We start from the raw sequence: 16,547 nt of genomic DNA, 5'->3' as shown, positions 1-16,547 counted from the left end.
GCATCAGAGCAGCCCCTTTGCCCGCAATTCCGTCGCGAAAGTCGCAAGCGGCATAACCGGCGTCAGAGGTTGGCCTTTAAGAGGCTCCGCACCATAGCTGGCGTACCATCTTGCGGCCCGCTCGCTCTTGGCGTCAATGATGAGCAGAACGCCGCCGCCTTCGCCCGCGAGACGCAAGCAGCGGAGCGCGGCGGCGGCAAGCAGCTGACCACCCAGCCCTCGCCCCGCGACGCGGCGATCTGTGGCGAGACGGGCAAGCTTGAAACCCGAAACTTCGTGCCGCGCCAAACCCTTCGTCAGGGTCACTGGCACGGTTTCATGAGCCACTGCTGACGGCGCGATTGTATAAAAGCCGAGAATCCGGCCGGTGGTAGTGTCGTCAATCGCACAGAAGGTCTTGGCGGCATTTTGTTCATGGCTTTGTCGCGCGAACCGCCGCAAAAAATCATTCATCTGCGCGTCACCGCAATCGAACGAGGTCCGATCGTGCTGTTTCGCAATCGGCTGCTCGTGCCAGGACGGAAGCGTCACAGCGTATCCGGCAGGGCCTCGATTGCCGCACGCAGTTTTGCATTGGGTTTGGGCGGATGCTCCAGCAGGTCGAGTATACGTGTGAAATTACGGTCGGAAACTTTTGTGACCTCTGCGGCTTCGATCACAGCCTGTGCCTCGGGAACGACCTTGTTGAGGATGAAGTCGGCAACGTCCTGATGCGAGAGTGCAGCGGCGCGCGCGATTATTGCCTTCTGCGCGGGCGCAATCCGAATTTGATAGCGCTCAGTCTTCTGGTCGGCCGGTCGCGACATAAGGAGTCTCCTGGGTTCAGGTACACATGATATGTGTACATGAACTCACAAACAATCCCATCGGATCAACAATTCGGCGCTTAGGCCGCCTGGCAGGCTTCAAAACTCTTGCGCAACCGCTCGGCGTCGAGGTCGCGGCCGATGAAGACCAGCCGGCTCTCATGCTTCTCGCCGTCCTTCCAGGCGCGCTGATGGTCGCCCTCGAGGATCATGTGCACGCCCTGCAGCACGTAACGGTCCTCGTCGCCCTTGAGCGCGATGATACCCTTCAGCCGCAGGATGTTCGGCCCTTCCATCTGGGTCACCTTCTCGATCCAGGGGAAAAACTTCTTCGGGTCCATCTCGCCGCCGCGCAACGACACCGACTTCACCGTCACGTCATGGATGTCGGAAGCATGGTGATGATGGTGATCGTGCCCGTCATGGTCATGATGATGGTGGTCGTGACCATGATCATGATCATGATCATGGTCGTGCGCCTCGAGGAAATGCGGATCGTTCTCCAGCGCGCGCGACAGATCGAAGGCGCCGCGGTCGAGCACTTCGTTGAGCGCCACGCCGGACCGCTGCGTGCGATGGATTTTTGCCGCCGGGTTGATGGCACGGATCGTCGCTTCGACCTTTTCCAGCTCTTCCGGCGTGACCAGATCGGTCTTGTTCAGCACCACCACGTCGGCGAAGGCGATCTGGTCCTCGGCCTCCTTGGAATCCTTCAAGCGCAGCGGCAGGTGCTTGGCGTCGACCAGCGCCACCACCGCGTCGAGCTTGGTCTTGGTGCGCACGTCATCGTCCATGAAGAAGGTCTGCGCCACCGGCACCGGGTCGGCGAGGCCGGTCGTCTCGACGAGGATGGCGTCGAAGCGACCGGGCCGTTTCATCAGGCCCTCGACGACGCGGATCAGGTCGCCGCGCACCGTGCAGCACACGCAGCCATTGTTCATCTCGTAGATTTCCTCGTCGGATTCCACGATCAGGTCGTTGTCGATGCCGATCTCGCCGAACTCGTTGACGATGACGGCGTAGCGCTTGCCGTGGTTCTCCGACAGGATGCGGTTGAGCAGCGTCGTCTTGCCCGCGCCGAGATAGCCGGTGAGAACGGTTACGGGGATTTGCGTTTGTGCATCGCTCATGGCTTGCCTCGAAATCTTGGCCTCGAAAATCTTGGATTGTCGGCCTCATATAGGATGGGCGTCGCGCTTTTGCACGCGTCAAACCGATAGGCCAGGCGGACCCTCTGACCGGGATGGCGGCGAGGAGGGATTGGCGGCGGTCGAGGCCGGCCAAACCAGGGTGTCACGGCGGCGCGGAATAGCCTTGGCCGGCTTCCGCTATGAATCCCGCCTGCTCAAAAGTCGTTTGTCATCTAACTGAAATAAACATCTGGCATCACCTGCGCGGGCACCGCAATGCTTGCCGGCAAAGCGTTCCGCAAGCCGGTTTCTAAGAGATCGTCATTTGCCAACCGTCGGACAGCCTCTATGCTGGCCGCGCCGGTTGGGCCGAAGAGGGAATGGCCATGGCCAAGGCGGACAAGACAGCAACAATGAGCCGGCTGCATTCGGCGGCGAGGCTGGCCCGCACGGCGCTCGCGGCACGGCTTCTGGCGCACGGCTTTTATGCCGGCCAGGACCAGATCATGCTGGCGCTCGATCGCGAGGATGGCCAGACACCCGGCAACCTCGCCGGCAAGCTCGGCGTGCGTCCGCCGACCATCACCAAGACCATCAACCGGCTGCAGGCCCAGGGTTTCCTGGAAAAGCGCGCCTCCAACGCCGATGCCCGGCAGGCGCATATCTTCCTCACCGAGTCCGGCCGCGAAACCATCCGCGCCATCGAGAAATCGGTCAAGAAGACCGAGAAGCAGGCGCTGAAGGGTCTCGACAAGAAGGACCAGAAAGCGCTGTTCAAGCTGCTCGCCCGTATCGAGGCGAACCTGTCGAACGAAGACCTGGTCCTGATGGACGACGACGCGGAGATGGATGAGGCGTAAGCGCGACGCGTAGCGTCGTCGCTCCACGCACCACCAAAGGATTTTAGCTGAAAAGGGCGACGACGCTTCGCGTCGCGCCTGGGCGCGATCACCTGGCGTCTCGCGGTTGAGCGACGACGCTGCGCGTCGCGCTTTGCACCAGCGTCGCCCAACGCCCGGGCGTCATGCCGAATGCCTTCTTGAAATGTCGGTTGAAATGGCTCTGGTCGCTGAAGCCGGCGCCGGCGGCGATTTCCGCCAGCGGTTCTCCCTCGGCGATCATGCGCCGCGCCCTTTGCAGCCGGCGCATCAACAGGAAGCGGTGCGGGCTGGTCGAATAGGTCGCGCGAAAATGCCGTGACAACTGATAGCGGTCGAGGCCGGTAATAGCCTCGAGCTCATCGGAGCGCACCGGCCGCTCGGCGTTCTCCGCAAGATAGTCGCGGGCAAGCGCGGCGGCGCGCCATGCGGTCCTGCCCGTCGACTTTGCCGGCTTTCCTGCATGGCGTCTTAGCTGTTGCGCCAGCTGCGCGACGAAATCCGCCACGAACAGGTCGCCGAGCTCTTCGTCCAGCGGCGCCAGCGCCGACAGCAGCGTATCCCGCAGCGCCGGATCGTCGACCACCGCGTCACGCACGAAAGGCAGCGGTTCGCCGTCGAGGCAGTCGAGCAGCAGGGACGGCTCCAGGTAGAGGATCCTGTAGCGCAGCCCGTCTTCCGTGCCGGCGCCGCCGTCATGCAATTCGTCCGGATGCAGCACGATCGCCTGGCCGGGCAGGCTGTGTTGCAGCGCGCCGCGATAATGAAAGCGCTGCACGCCCTGCAACGTCACGCCGATCGCATAGGTGTCGTGCCGGTGCGGCTCGAAGGCGTTGCCATGGAAACGAGCCTCGATACGTTCGAGGCCCAGCCCGCCCGGCGCCGAAACGATGCGATCGCCATTGGCCCCGTCCGCGCACGAACGTTCAAGACCTTGCTTCGCTTCTGCGCCTAGAGCCTGCGCCATCGCCCTGTTCCGCCCGTCACGGGCCATCCCGGAGTCTCAATCTTGGTGTTCGATACGAAAATTGCAATTGTCCTGAGGGACGCTCTGCCCGTTTGGCAGAAGCTCAACGTCGCCGCCTTCCTCACCAGCGGCATCGTCGCACAGTTCCCCGAGATCATCGGCGAGCCCTATCGCGACCGTGCCGGCAACCTCTACAACCCGATGTCGATCCAGCCGGTCATCGTCCTGTCGGCCGACGCGGCGACGCTCAGCACGATCCATTGCCGGGCGCTGGAGCGCGGCGTGACGACGTCCGCCTATGTCGAGGAGATGTTTTCGACCGGCCACGACGTCGCCAACCGCGCCGTCTTCGCCGAATTCGCGCCGGACGACGCCAAGATCGTCGGCATCGCCTTGCGCGGCGAGAAAAAGCTCGTCGACAAGATCACCAAGGGCGCTCGCATGCATGGCTGATTTTATACCATCTTGAAACGTTCGAGATTGGCAGCAGCCTAGCCAGCTTCGTCATCCTTGGGCGTAGCGACGCGAAGCGGAGCGGAGCGAAGAACCCACGGATCCATGCCGTGACCTTCGCCGAAGTTTGCAACGAAGCAGAATTTGCACCCGTTGGTGGATGGACCCTCGGGTCTGCGCCGCGTCGCTTCGTTCCTTGCTCCGCCCGTGGATGACGACTCGCGAGAACCGTTCAAGCCAATCGCCGACGGCGATGCGCTCTAAGCCTGTCCAAAGCGCTTGTTGGGCCAGTCGCTTTTGGCTTGCCGGCCAGCGGCGGTTGCCGCACAAGGGGACGTTCTATCCTCCCTTCGGCCCGACCTTGAATATTCCCAAAAACAACGACGACAGCGCAACGCCGCCCGCGGCGATGCTTCTGATGCTTTGCGTCTATGTCTGCTTCACCTTCCTCGACACCTCCAGCAAATATCTGGTGCTGGCCGGCGTCTCGGCGCTGATCGTCGCCTGGGCCCGTTTCACAGTGCATGTCCTGCTGGTCGGGCTGTTCCTGCGCGGCTGGCGCGAGCCGGTACGCTTTCGCCCCAACAACCTGCCGGCGCATATATTGCGCGGCTGCATGCTGTTCGGCTCGACCATGTTCAACATCCTGGCGCTGAAGACGCTGCAACTGGCCGAGACGACGTCGATCTATTTCTTCGGCCCGATGGTCATCACCGCCCTTGCCGGTCCGCTGCTCGGTGAATGGGCCGGCTGGCGGCGCTGGCTCGCGATCCTCACCGGCTTTGTTGGTGTCCTGATCATCACCCGGCCGGGCGTAGGCGTGTTCGGCATCGGCCATCTCTTCGCGCTGTGCTCGATGCTGTCGAACAGTTTCTACGTCATCATGACCCGGCGCATGTCGGCGACCGAAACATCCGAGAGCCTGATATTGTTCTCGGCGCTGGCGCCGTCGGTGTTGCTGGCCCCGATGCTTGCCTTCTCGCCGGCTCTGCCGCACGGCGGCTTTCAATGGTTCATCGTCCTGATGCTTGGCGTCTTCGGCGCCGGCGGCCACTATCTGCTGGTCAAGGCCTATCGGTTGGCGACCACGACGCAGCTGGCGCCTTTCCCTTATTCGCAGATGGTGTGGATGATCATTTCCGGCTGGGTGATCTTCCACCAGTTCCCCGATCGCTGGACGTTGCTGGGCGCCGCCATCATCGTTGCCAGCGGCCTCTACATCATCCACCGCGAGCACCGGCTTCGCGTGCGCAACTCCGCCTCGCTCGACACCGAGGCAGAGGCGCTGGCGAAAAAACTTTGATTTGCTCCCGATCGATGGCATAAGGCCGGATTTAAACAGTTTAAAGACCCTGGGGAGCGAAGGGCCTGGCACAGAAGATCAAGCTTTCGACAATCGCGGATGCGCTCGGCGTCTCCACGGCAACGGTATCGCTGGCGCTGCGCGACAGCCCGCTGGTGGCCGGCGCCACGCGCGAGCGCATCAAGGAGCACGCGCGCGCCATCGGCTATATCTACAACCGCCGCGCCGCCTCGCTGCGCACCTCGCGCTCCGGCATCGTCGGCGTCGTCGTGCACGACATCATGAACCCGTTCTTCGCCGAGATCCTGCGCTCGATCGAAAGCGAGCTAGACCGCAGCCGCCAGACCTTCATCCTGTCCAACCACTACGACCAGCTGGAAAAGCAGCGCACCTTCATCGACACGCTGCTGCAGCTCGGCGCCGACGGCGTCATCATGTCGCCGGCCATCGGCACGCCCGCCGAGGACATCATCATGGCCGAGGAAAACGGCCTGCCGGCGGTGCTGATCGCGCGCACCGTGGCCGGCGCCGACGTGCCGGTGTTCCGCGGCGACGATGCCTATGGCACCGCACTGGCCACCAATCACCTGATCTCGCTCGGCCACAAGCGCATCGCCATGGTCGGCGGCACCGATCAGACCTCGACCGGCCGCGACCGCTACCAGGGCTATCTCAACGCCATGGAGGCGGCCGGCCTTGAGGTGAAGCCATCCTGGCGCATTCCCGGGCCCCGCACCAAGCAGGCGGGTTTCGAAGCCGCGGGGCAGTTCCTGGCGCTGAAGGACAAGCCCACCGCCGCCTGCTGCTGGAACGATCTGGTCGCTATCGGGCTGATGAACGGCATCGCGCGGGCCGGCCTCGTGCCCGGCGTCGATATCTCGGTCACCGGCTATGACGATCTCGAGGAGGCGGCGATCGCGACGCCGGCCCTGACCACGGTCTGGAATGGCCAGCGCGAGGTCGGCCGCCGCGCCGCAAGCGCCTTGCTCGACAAACTGAACGGGCAGGCGGTGCGGCCCTCGCAAGAGCTGATCAAGCCGGAACTGCATGTGCGGCAGTCGACCGGCAAGCCGGTGGAGCGTGCATGACCCGTACAGAAGGAAAATTGCCGGTCGCCATCCTGGTGCCGGGCGATTTCAACGACCATGCCGTCGGCCGCATCGACGAGGCGTTCAAGCTTGTGCGCATCGAACGCGCCGACCCTGGGCTGGTCACGGAAGAGATGCGCGCTGCTGTGCGGGGCATCGCCTCCTACGCGGGTATCAACGCAGCGATGATCGACGCGCTGCCCAACCTTGAGATCATCGCCAGCTTCGGCGTCGGCTACGATTCGGTCGACGCCAATCACGCGGCGAAGCGCGGCGTCATGGTCACCAACACACCCGACGTCCTGACCGAGGAGGTCGCCGACACCGCCATCGGCCTTTTGATCAATACCGTGCGCGAGCTCTACGCCGCCGAGAAATGGCTGCGCGACGGCGACTGGGTGAAAAGGGGCAATTATCGCCTGAGCCGGCTTACCTTGCGCGGCCGCCGCGTCGGCATTTTCGGCATGGGCCGCATTGGCCGGGCCGTCGCCCGCCGCCTTGAAGCCTTCGGCCTGCCGATCGCCTATCACAACCGCCGCAAGGTCGAAGGCCTGGCTTACGACTATCATGCCACTTTGAAAGGCCTTGCCGAGGCCGTCGACACGCTGATCTGCATTGCCCCGGGCGGCGCCTCGACGGAGAAAGCGATCAACGCCGAAATCTTGTCGGCGCTCGGTTCGAGCGGCGTCTTCGTCAACATCGGCCGCGGCTCGGCGGTGGACGAGACAGCGCTGGCCGCCGCCCTCGAGAGCGGCACTATTGCCGCTGCCGGGCTCGACGTCTTTGCCGATGAACCGAACGTGCCGCGGGCTTTGCTCGACGCTGCCAATGCCTCGCTTCTGCCGCATGTCGGCTCGGCCTCGGTCCACACCCGCCGCGCCATGGCCGACCTCTGCGTCGACAATCTCGTCGCCTGGTTCACCGAGCGCCGGCCGCTGACGCCCGTGCCGGAAACGATCAACGTCAGGCCGCGTGGCTAGAGCAATCCCAGGAAAGGGCTTTTCGGTAGCCCATGGGCGTTCAACCGTTCCGGGCGCTTCGCCACACTTGTTAATGCTTCGCCAGCTCCATTAACTCCCGATTAACTCTTTGAAATCATTTTCCATACTTGATCGAGTGTGGGAGAAGCGGCGTGAAGCTGGTTGCCGGGTTGGTTGTGTCGGTTGCGTTGTTCGGGGGCGCGCATGTCCTGTATGGCGGCCAAGGTCCGAGCACGGCCGTCGGGACTGTCTCCTCCAGCACCTATCGATTGACGGCCAATGGCGACGAAGCTGCCTGCGCCGTGCAGCGTGGCGCCGCCGTCTCGGACGGTCTGTCGCGGCTCGAGATCGCCCCGGATTGCCGCCAGCTGATGCCCGGCATCGAGCGGGCAAAATTCTGGCGCGAGCAGGCGGACGGTTCGGTTGCCTTCAGCGAGAACGGCATCGACCCGATCGTCACCTTCGGCGTCGCCGATGGCGACGGCTACGAATCCTACACGCCGACCGCGCCGCTTCTGGCCTTGAACAACGACAGCAGCAACTGAACTCAAGCCATTCCAGGGAACAGCGGATTATTCCGCCGCGGCGCGCACGCCCGCCTTTGCCGCCGCATGCAGCCTCACGGCATCGCCGAAAGCGCGAAAAATCTTGGCGGAATTGCTGTCCGACTTCACCCAGTATTCAGGGTGCCACTGCACGCCGACCGCGAAGGCGCGGGCGTCCTTGACGGAAACCGCTTCGATCGTGCCGTCGGTAGCCAAAGCCTCGATTTGCAGTTTCGAGCCGAGCCGGTCGATCCCCTGTCGGTGCAGCGAGTTGACCTTGATGTCGCCGGCGCCGAACACGCCTGCAAGGCAACTGCCCGGCTTGATCGAGATCGTCTGGTGGATGGCGAAGCGCTCGTCCTGATTGTCGCTCACCGGCGCGCGGTGATCGAGCGAGCCTTCGCGCTCCTGGATCTCGGTGCCGAGCGTGCCGCCCAGCGCCACGTTCAGCTCCTGAATGCCGCGGCAGATGGCAAGCAGCGGCACGCCGCGCTCGAGCGCCTTGCGGATCAGCGGCAGCGTGGTGGAATCGCGCGCCGGATCATAGGGACCGTTGGCCTCGCTCGGGTCGCCGTCATAAAGCGAGGGATGCACGTTCGATTTCGAACCCGTCAGCATGACGCCGTCGACCGACGACAGCAATTCGTCGACGTCGAGCCGGTTGCCGAAGGACGGCACCAGCAGCGGGAACACGCCCGCGCCGGCCACCGCCGCTTCCAGATATTGCTGGGGCGCGGCATGCCAGGTGTAGTTGTCGAACTGGCGGACGTCGGTTGAGACGGCGACGAGCGGCTGCTGCATTTTGGGTTTGGATTCCTTTTGAGAGCTAAGGAGTTAATCTGCCTACAAAATAGGCGATCTGAAGGCGGTTTGCCATGGTAAGTTTCGCCGCCTCGCATGGGCCAGGGCGGATGGCGTTAGACTATAGTTGCACGTTGCCCGCGATGCTGGACTCGACATCCTGCCGGTGTATTGTTTCGCGCAACCGGCCAAGGCAGCGAGGCCCATAGGCCGGTCAGCTGATCCGCAAGGGAGGAAACTGCATGGATCGTCGTTCATTCATCCGCAAGGCCGGAGCGTCCGGCGTGGGTGCCGCGGCAGCAGCCGCGACGCTCGCCGCGCCGGCCATCGCCCAGTCCAACCCGAAAGTGACCTGGCGGCTTGCGTCGTCCTTCCCCAAGTCGCTCGACACGATCTATGGCGGCGCCGAAGTCTTCTCCAAAATGCTGTCGGATGCGACCGACGGCAATTTCCAGATCCAGGTCTTCGCTTCGGGCGAGCTGGTGCCCGGCCTGCAGGCGGCCGACGCCACCGCGGCCGGCACCGTCGAGGCCTGTCATACGGTGGCATACTATTACTGGGGCAAGGATCCCACCTGGGCACTGGGCGCGGCCGTGCCGTTCTCGCTCAATGCGCGCGGCATGAATGCCTGGCACTATCAGGGTGGCGGCATCGACCTGTTCAACGAGTTCCTGGCCACGCAGGGCCTTTTCGGCCTGCCGGGCGGCAACACCGGTGTGCAGATGGGCGGCTGGTTCCGCAAGGAAATCAATACCCTCGCCGATCTGTCGGGTCTCAAGATGCGCATCGGCGGCTTTGCCGGCAAGGTGATCCAGAGGCTTGGCGTGGTGCCGCAGCAGATCGCCGGCGGCGACATCTACCCGGCGCTGGAAAAGGGCACCATCGATGCCGCCGAATGGGTCGGCCCGTATGACGACGAGAAGCTCGGCTTCTACAAGGTCGCGCCTTATTACTACTATCCCGGCTGGTGGGAAGGCGGCCCCACGGTCCACCTTCTGTTCAACAAGGCGAAGTACGAAGAACTTTCGCCGGCTTACAAATCGCTCCTGCGCACCGCGGCGCAGGCTGCGGACGCCAACATGCTGCAGAAATACGATTATGTGAATCCGCCGGCGGTGCGACGGCTGGTGGCCGGCGGCGCCAAGCTCAGGCCGTTCAGCCAGGAGATCATGGCCGCCTGCTTCGAGAAGGCCAACGAAGTCTATGCCGAGATGGAGGCCAACAACGCGCCGTTCAAGAAAATCTGGGAATCGATCAAGGCTTTCCGCAAGGAGCACTATCTCTGGGCCCAGGTCGCCGAATACAATTACGATACCTTCATGATGGTGCAGCAGCGCAACGGGAAGCTGTAGGAGGCGATTAGCCCCTTCTCCCCGTCACTATACGGGGAGAAGGTCCCGGCAGGGGGATGAAGGGCAGCGCCGGCTTCGGCAATTAGCAGTTCTCCAGATTCGGTAGGAGAGTCGAAGCCTCGGCTTGCCTGCCTGTCCAGCGTTGGCGCCGCCCCCCGCCTGCCTGCATCCTCTCCCCGCATAGAGACGGGGAGAGGGAGCTGTCGTCCATGGATTCCCAATCGCCGACGTTGCAAGACTGCGTCTTAGCCTCAGCTCGGCACCAGCAGCACCTTGACCTCGCCCGGCGCCGGCGGGTTGGCGATCACGTCCGGCGCCTCCTCCAGGCTGACCTGTTTCGAGATCAGCCGGTCGATCTCGATCGCGCCCGAGGCGATCAACTGAGCCGCCCTTCCATGCGTGAACGGGTTGAGGAAGGACCCCAACACCTTCAGTTCGCGAAACAGAAGGTCGAACGGCTCGATCTCCACCTTCATGCCTTGCGGCACCACGCCGACGACGACGACGGTGCCGCCGGGCTTGGCGATGCGCATCGACTGTTCGACCGTGTCGCGCACGCCGGCGCATTCCAACACCACGTCGACCCCACCGGGCGCCAGGCCATTCGGCCCGGCGATGGCCGCGATTGGATCGCCGGCGCTTGGATCGACCGTTGCCGTAGCGCCGAGCTCCTCGGCAAGCGCGCGGCGCGAGGCCTGCCTGGTCGACAGGATGATGGTCGCAGCACCCGCGAGCTTTGCCAGTTGCACGACGAGCAGGCCGATGACGCCGCCGCCAAGCACCACGACCGAGGCCCCCGGCCTTATCGCCGCAAGGTCCACGCCGTGCAGGCAGCAGGCGAGCGGTTCGCAGAAGGCGCCATGCGCCGGCTTGAGATTTGCCGGCAGCTTGAATGCCTGCCTGTGCGGCATCAGCACATGGTCGGCAAAGCCGCCGTCGCGATGGATGCCGATAGCCCTGAGATTGCTGCACAGGTTGACGCGGCCGGCATGGCAGTGGGCGCAGCGTCCGCAGGCGATGTTGGGATCGCCGGTGACGCGGTCGCCGACGGCAATGCCTGACACTGCCGCGCCGACGGCTTCGACAATGCCGGAGAATTCATGGCCGAGCGTCACCGGCGGCGTGCAGGGGAACTCGCCATGGAAAAGATGGCGGTCGGTGCCGCAGACACCGCAGGCCTCGATGCGCACGAGAACGTCCTCAGGCCCGGGAACGGGTTTGGGAACCTCGCGCAGCGCGATTTTGCCTACCGCCTCCAGACGCACGGCTCTCATGGGTCCTCACCTCAAAGCAATTTCAGGAAAAGTGCGAAGCGGTTTTTCGTCCGAAATAGCGTCAAAACAAAGAGATAGGGCATTTCGACGTTTCTGTGAAACGGTGAGATGACCTAGTTGAATTTGGGCGGCTGCGAGAGGTCCGGCGCGGGCGCTGCCGGTTCGGCTGGCGCGCCGCCAAAATTTGGCGGCTGCGACAGGTCCGGCGTGCCGGGTGCGGCAGGCACGCCGCCTTTGGCGGGAGCCGCGCCATTGTTCGCCGGCGGCGTGCCGAGCGGCGACAGTCCGGGGGCCTGCGGCACCTGGTAGTCGATTGTGCCGGGATCGACGGTGTCACCCTTGTATCGCATCACCATCTGGGGGAAGGCGATGGTGAGCCCGATCATGATCACCTGGATGCAAACGAACGGCACGGCGCCCCAATAGATCTGCCCTGTTGTAACCGGCGCGATCTGCTTGCCGGTGATCCTGTCCAGGTAAGGCACGCGGGCCGCGACCGAGCGCAGGTAGAACAGCGCGAAGCCGAAGGGCGGATGCATGAAGCTGGTCTGCATGTTGACGCCCAGCAGCACGCCGAACCAGATCAGGTCGATGCCGAGCTTGTCGGCGGCGGGCGCCAGCAGCGGCACGATGATGAAGGCGAGCTCGAAGAAATCGAGGAAGAAGGCAAGCAGGAAGACCAGGATATTGACGCCGATCAGGAAGCCGGTCTCGCCGCCGGGCAGCGAGGTCAGGAGATGCTCGACCCAGATGTGGCCGTTGACGCCGTAAAAGGTCAGCGAAAAGACGCGCGCGCCGATCAGGATGAACAGCACGAAGGAAGAAAGCCTGGTCGTCGAGGCGAGCGCCTGTTTGACGACGTCGAGCGACAGCCGCCCCTTGGCCGCCGCCATGATCAATGCTCCGACGGAGCCCATGGCGCCGCCTTCGGTCGGCGTGGCGATGCCGAGGAAAATTGTGCCCAGCACCAGGAAGATCAGCGCCAGCGGTGGGATCAGCACGATCACCACCTGCTGCGCCAGCTTCGACATCAGCTTGAGTCTCAGCCGCTGGTCGACGATGGCGGCGACATAGATGACGATGACGCCGACGGCGAAGCCGAGAATGTCGGCATTGTCGCCCTGCGTGGGCGCAAGATAGCGATAGGCCCCGTAGGAGATCGCGCCGGCAATCAGCAGCGCCACGATCAGCGACAGCACGCCGTGGCCGAGCGTGCGGGCCTCGAGCGGCAACGCCGGCATCGAGTTTGGCCGGACGATCGACATGATCAGGATGTAGAGCATGTAGATGCCGGTCAGCACCAGGCCGGGGATCAGTGCGCCCGCATACATGTCGCCGACCGAACGGCCGAGCTGGTCGGCAAGCACGATCAGCACCAGCGAGGGTGGGATGATCTGGGCAAGCGTGCCGGAGGCCGCGATGACACCCGACGCCAGTCGCCGGTCGTAGCCGTAGCGCAGCATGATCGGCAGCGAGATCAGGCCCATGGCGATGACCGAGGCCGCCACCACGCCGGTCGTGGCGGCAAGCAGCGCGCCGACGAAGATGACCGCATAGGCAAGGCCGCCGCGGATCGGCCCGAACAGCTGGCCGATCGTGTCGAGGAGGTCTTCTGCCATGCCGGATCGTTCGAGCACGATACCCATGAAGGTGAAGAACGGTATCGCCAGCAGCGTGTCGTTGGACATCACCCTGGTGCCGTAGAAATTGTCCGGCAGCGCATGCAGCAGCGGCCAGGCGAGGTTGATCGACCCGCCGGAATAGGGCGAGACCAGCACGCCGATGAAGAAGAACAGCAAGCCGTTGGCGGCGAGCGAGAAGGCGACGGGGTAGCCGATCAAAAGGAAAATGATCAGCGAGGCGAACATGATCGGCGCCATGTTCTGCGCGATGAACTCGATCATGGGCGGACCTCGCCCGCGATGGCTTTGGCTTCCTCGGCCAGCGCCTCCGCCTCGAGCCTGGCCTGCTCATGCGCCGATATGAAGGGAGTGGGATCGTCCATGTCGCCGCGCATGATGGCGATCTTCTTAATGATCTCGGAAACGCCCTGCAGGGCCAGCAGGAAGAAGCCGACGAGCAGGATGGCCTTGGCCGGCCAGACGATCAGCCCGCCGGCATTGGTCGACATCTCGCCGCTGTGGAAGGACAGCGACACATAGGGCACGAAATAGATCACCATCAGCACGACGAAAGGCATGAGGAAGAGCAGGTGGCCGAGCAGGTCGATCCAGTGCTGCACGCGCCGCGAGAACATGCCGTACACGATGTCGATGCGGATATGGTCGTTCTGCTTGAGCGTGTAGGCCGCGGCCAGCATGAAGGCGGCGCCGAACAGATACCATTGCAGCTCGAGCCAGGCATTGGAGGAGATGTCGAACACCTTGCGGATGACGGCATTGCCGGCGCTCACGAGGATCGCGAGCAGGATCAGCCATGACACCCAGCGGCCGATGAACTCGTTGATGCGGTCGATCGTCCTGGAAAGAGCGAGAAGCCCTGCCATGCATATCCTCCCTGACAATGCGGCGCGCCCGATTCCCCCTCCGGTGTCGCGTCGCCTGGCCCAACGGTATGCAGTGCGTGGTCCGGCAGGTCAACATGGCAAAGCCGCGCCGAACAGATCGGCGCACCGGACAATGCCGCAATGCCGCCGCTTGACGGGACGTCATGCAACCAAAGTCTGGGATGCTCAGGCGATCTTGGCCTGGTCGCGCCCGGCGCCGATCAGCACCAGCATGGCGACGAGGAAGAGATAGATCCAGGCGTCGCGCCATTCGAGCGGGAAGTAGCCGGCCCAAAGCGATTCGGCCATGCCGAAGGCCGCGGCGCCAAGGGCAGCCCGAAGCGGCGACAGGTAGCCGCCGACCGCCGTCACAAACAGGATCTTCAGGCCGTAGACCAGCCCGGTGCCGAAGGAGACATTGCCGTAGTAGAGGCCGGCAAGCACGCCGGCCAGGGCCGCGCAGAAGCCGCCGAACAGCACGGCGCGGCGGAACACCGCGCGCACATCGACCCCGCACATCGCCGCTGCTTTCGGGTCGTCGGAGACGGCGCGCCAGGCGCGGCCGAAGCGAGAATGCGAAAACAGCCAGGCCGCCAGCGCCACCAGCGCGACGACACCCGCGCAGTCGAGCAGCTGAATGACGGTAAGCGTGACCTTGAACCCTTCACCCTCGGCGAAAATGACCGGATCGGCGAGCATCGGCGGCAGCCAGAGATCATGCGTGTCGGCGGCGATGCGGCTGGCCTCCGACAGGAAAATCAGGATGCCGAGCGTCGTCACCACGATAGCGTTGGGCGAGCGGTCGGCGAGCCTCTCGAACACGCTGCGTGACAGGATGTGGCTGATCAGCACGGCGTAGAGCAGGCCCGCGGCCACGCCAAGCGCCACCGCTGCGGCGAGCGTCAGCCACAGCGCCTGATAGCCGAAGGCGGCGGTCAGGATCATCGTCTGGCCGCAGAAGGCGAACAGGGCGCCGTAAGCCAGGTTGGTGCGGTGCAGGATGCCGTTGGTCAGCACGTAACCGAAGGCGAGCAGCGCGTAGAGCGCGCCTGAATGCAGCCCGTTCAGCACCTGCTGGAAGAAATAGAGCATGCGGCATCCCCTACAGCGCCGCGCGCCCGTGCGGTGCGCAAAGGACGCTGTAGCATTTTGATTTTGCGCATGACCCTTTCCCAAAATCGTTCCGATTTTTGGGGTCATGCGCGGGCCGGATTATCCGACCTGCTCGAAAACTTGCACCGGGAATCTAACTTGTCAAATGCGTTTTATAGGTTAGATTTCTGCTATGACGGTTTCTTGGACCCCGCACCGCTTCACCGGCGGCATTCTTGCGCTCGATACGGCGAACACCGTGGTCCTGCGCAACGATCCGCAAAAGTCCTTCGACCGCTTCGAGGATCCGGCCGAGATCGCCCGTTTCGCCGAGGCGGCAAGCGGCTTTCGCGCCGCCGAGCTCGGCGGCCGGCGGCTACGGGCACCGGAGCCGGGCGAGATCAAACCAACCGTCATCTCGATCCGCGAAGCGACCGATCGTCTGTTTCGCCATGCCGTATCGAATGGCGCGGTGGCGACCAGCCACCTGCCGGATTTCCTCATGGCCTGCGCCAGCGGGCTGTCCAGTAGCGCGACCGAGATCGGAACGCCGGGCCAGCCCTTCGGCGACCCGCAGACGCCGATTGCCTTCGAGGCGGCTTTGGCCGTTTCGGCGCTGTCGCTGCTGCGCGACGAAACGGTGGCGAGGCTGAGGATATGTCCCAACTGCAGCTGGCTGTTCGTCGACCGCAGCCGCAACGCCAGCCGCTTGTGGTGCGACATGGCCGTTTGCGGCAATCGCCAGAAGGCAAACCGCTACTACCGCCGCCGTACGGCGGCCAGGGAGGTTCCCAATGCTTAGGAAATTTTCGCGTTCGGCCCTGGTCGGTGCCGCCCTGGTCGCCGCTGTCGCGCTCGGCGCCTGCCGCGACTCCGGCAAGGACCAGCTCTTTGCCATCTCGGGAAAACTGTTCGAGTTCAACTACCGGCTGGCCATCGCCACCTATGTCATCACGCTGAAGCCGCTGCGGCCGATGGTCGACGGCCAGGTTGCGGTGGTGAGCTTCCAGAATCCGGCCGGGGGCGACCCGCTCATCGTCAACCAGAAGATCTGGCCGAAGCTGCCCCACATCACCCTCACCAGCCCGCCGCTCACCTGCGTGGTCAAGGACAAGCCTTATTCCGTCTCGATCCGCATCCAGGATTCCAACGGCACGTTGCTGCAGAGCATCGACACCACAATGACCTCTTCCGAGGACCAGACGATGCTGCCGGACCGGCCCCTGGTGATCGGTCCGAAATACGAGCTCAACCCGGACCTTGCCGGCCACCCTGACGGCAAGCTGCCCGATGCTCAGAAGCCGGATTGTTCGAAAGCGACCTGAGCCACGAAATTTTTGTTCCTCACAAAGCGGTTAGCATGATCTTGCAT

General features: G+C 63.8%; 18 protein-coding genes. 9 read left to right on the top strand and 9 right to left on the bottom strand.

What is annotated here, in order from left to right:
• Positions 1-3: 3 nt before the first annotated feature.
• From DPM35_RS16570 to DPM35_RS16560, 3 genes are all read right to left on the bottom strand, one after another.
• Entirely contained in the window at positions 4-531 is a 528-nt protein-coding gene (locus DPM35_RS16570) for a GNAT family N-acetyltransferase (RefSeq protein ID WP_112128320.1), read from the bottom strand.
• The gene (locus DPM35_RS16565; protein WP_112128319.1) at positions 528-806 is read right to left on the bottom strand and encodes a type II toxin-antitoxin system TacA family antitoxin; all 279 of its coding nucleotides are present in this window, start codon (positions 804-806) and stop codon (positions 528-530) included. Before DPM35_RS16565 ends, DPM35_RS16570 begins: the two co-directional genes overlap by 4 nt.
• An 80-nt stretch (positions 807-886) precedes the next feature.
• Positions 887-1,936, bottom strand: a complete 1,050-nt coding sequence (locus tag DPM35_RS16560; RefSeq protein ID WP_112128318.1) for a CobW family GTP-binding protein — start codon at positions 1,934-1,936, stop codon at positions 887-889.
• 386 nt (positions 1,937-2,322) lie between these two features.
• Here DPM35_RS16560 and DPM35_RS16555 point away from each other — a divergent pair, with 386 nt between their 5' ends.
• On the top strand, positions 2,323-2,796 hold the full coding sequence (locus DPM35_RS16555) for a MarR family winged helix-turn-helix transcriptional regulator (RefSeq protein ID WP_112128317.1): 474 nt from the start codon (positions 2,323-2,325) through the stop codon (positions 2,794-2,796).
• 88 nt (positions 2,797-2,884) lie between these two features.
• Here DPM35_RS16555 and DPM35_RS16550 read toward each other — a convergent pair whose 3' ends face one another.
• Positions 2,885-3,781, bottom strand: a complete 897-nt coding sequence (locus DPM35_RS16550; protein WP_112128316.1) for an AraC family transcriptional regulator — start codon at positions 3,779-3,781, stop codon at positions 2,885-2,887.
• A gap of 45 nt (positions 3,782-3,826) precedes the next feature.
• Here DPM35_RS16550 and DPM35_RS16545 point away from each other — a divergent pair, with 45 nt between their 5' ends.
• The 5 genes from DPM35_RS16545 (at position 3,827) to DPM35_RS16525 (ending at position 8,150) form a co-directional block, all read left to right on the top strand.
• Positions 3,827-4,234 (top strand): DUF2000 family protein, encoded by a 408-nt coding sequence (locus DPM35_RS16545; protein WP_112128515.1) that lies wholly within the window; start codon positions 3,827-3,829, stop codon positions 4,232-4,234.
• Positions 4,235-4,652: 418 nt separating this feature from the next.
• Positions 4,653-5,537, top strand: a complete 885-nt coding sequence (locus tag DPM35_RS16540) for a DMT family transporter (RefSeq protein ID WP_181592052.1) — start codon at positions 4,653-4,655, stop codon at positions 5,535-5,537.
• 65 nt (positions 5,538-5,602) lie between these two features.
• Positions 5,603-6,625 carry a LacI family DNA-binding transcriptional regulator gene (locus DPM35_RS16535; RefSeq protein WP_051334212.1) on the top strand — a complete coding sequence of 341 codons (1,023 nt, stop codon included), beginning with the start codon at positions 5,603-5,605 and terminating at the stop codon, positions 6,623-6,625.
• A complete protein-coding gene (locus DPM35_RS16530) occupies positions 6,622-7,605 on the top strand; it encodes a 2-hydroxyacid dehydrogenase (RefSeq protein WP_112128315.1) in 984 nt (327 codons plus the stop codon). The genes DPM35_RS16535 and DPM35_RS16530 overlap by 4 nt, the downstream gene beginning before the upstream one ends.
• Positions 7,606-7,757: 152 nt before the next feature.
• Positions 7,758-8,150, top strand: a complete 393-nt coding sequence (locus DPM35_RS16525) for a hypothetical protein (RefSeq protein ID WP_112128314.1) — start codon at positions 7,758-7,760, stop codon at positions 8,148-8,150.
• Between the two features lie 27 nt (positions 8,151-8,177).
• Here the strand turns inward: DPM35_RS16525 and DPM35_RS16520 are convergent, their stop codons facing one another.
• Positions 8,178-8,951 (bottom strand): gamma-glutamyl-gamma-aminobutyrate hydrolase family protein, encoded by a 774-nt coding sequence (locus DPM35_RS16520; protein WP_112128313.1) that lies wholly within the window; start codon positions 8,949-8,951, stop codon positions 8,178-8,180.
• 242 nt (positions 8,952-9,193) lie between these two features.
• Between DPM35_RS16520 and DPM35_RS16515 the strand changes: the two genes are divergently transcribed.
• Positions 9,194-10,303, top strand: coding sequence for a TRAP transporter substrate-binding protein (locus DPM35_RS16515; RefSeq protein WP_112128312.1), 1,110 nt, complete (start codon positions 9,194-9,196; stop codon positions 10,301-10,303).
• Positions 10,304-10,554: 251 nt separating this feature from the next.
• Here the strand turns inward: DPM35_RS16515 and DPM35_RS16510 are convergent, their stop codons facing one another.
• From DPM35_RS16510 to DPM35_RS16495, 4 genes are all read right to left on the bottom strand, one after another.
• On the bottom strand, positions 10,555-11,577 hold the full coding sequence (locus tag DPM35_RS16510) for a zinc-dependent alcohol dehydrogenase family protein (protein ID WP_112128311.1): 1,023 nt from the start codon (positions 11,575-11,577) through the stop codon (positions 10,555-10,557).
• Between the two features lie 113 nt (positions 11,578-11,690).
• Positions 11,691-13,481, bottom strand: a complete 1,791-nt coding sequence (locus tag DPM35_RS16505; protein WP_181592043.1) for a TRAP transporter large permease — start codon at positions 13,479-13,481, stop codon at positions 11,691-11,693.
• The gene (locus DPM35_RS16500; RefSeq protein WP_112128310.1) at positions 13,478-14,083 is read right to left on the bottom strand and encodes a TRAP transporter small permease subunit; all 606 of its coding nucleotides are present in this window, start codon (positions 14,081-14,083) and stop codon (positions 13,478-13,480) included. Before DPM35_RS16500 ends, DPM35_RS16505 begins: the two co-directional genes overlap by 4 nt.
• A 186-nt stretch (positions 14,084-14,269) precedes the next feature.
• Positions 14,270-15,175: a branched-chain amino acid ABC transporter permease gene (locus DPM35_RS16495; protein ID WP_112128309.1), complete on the bottom strand. Its 906-nt coding sequence runs from the start codon at positions 15,173-15,175 to the stop codon at positions 14,270-14,272.
• Between the two features lie 193 nt (positions 15,176-15,368).
• On the opposite strand from DPM35_RS16495, the gene DPM35_RS16490 reads away from it, so the two are divergent.
• Together DPM35_RS16490 and DPM35_RS16485 are read left to right on the top strand one after the other, a co-directional pair.
• Positions 15,369-15,977: a CGNR zinc finger domain-containing protein gene (locus tag DPM35_RS16490; RefSeq protein ID WP_112128308.1), complete on the top strand. Its 609-nt coding sequence runs from the start codon at positions 15,369-15,371 to the stop codon at positions 15,975-15,977.
• Positions 15,970-16,500, top strand: coding sequence for a hypothetical protein (locus tag DPM35_RS16485; RefSeq protein WP_112128307.1), 531 nt, complete (start codon positions 15,970-15,972; stop codon positions 16,498-16,500). Before DPM35_RS16490 ends, DPM35_RS16485 begins: the two co-directional genes overlap by 8 nt.
• Positions 16,501-16,547 lie beyond the last annotated feature (47 nt).

Source organism: Mesorhizobium atlanticum (assembly GCF_003289965.1).
GTDB classification, from domain to species: Bacteria; Pseudomonadota; Alphaproteobacteria; order Rhizobiales; family Rhizobiaceae; genus Mesorhizobium; species Mesorhizobium atlanticum.
Note: the sequence above shows the minus strand (reverse complement) of the source record. Positions and strands in the feature narration are given on the sequence as shown.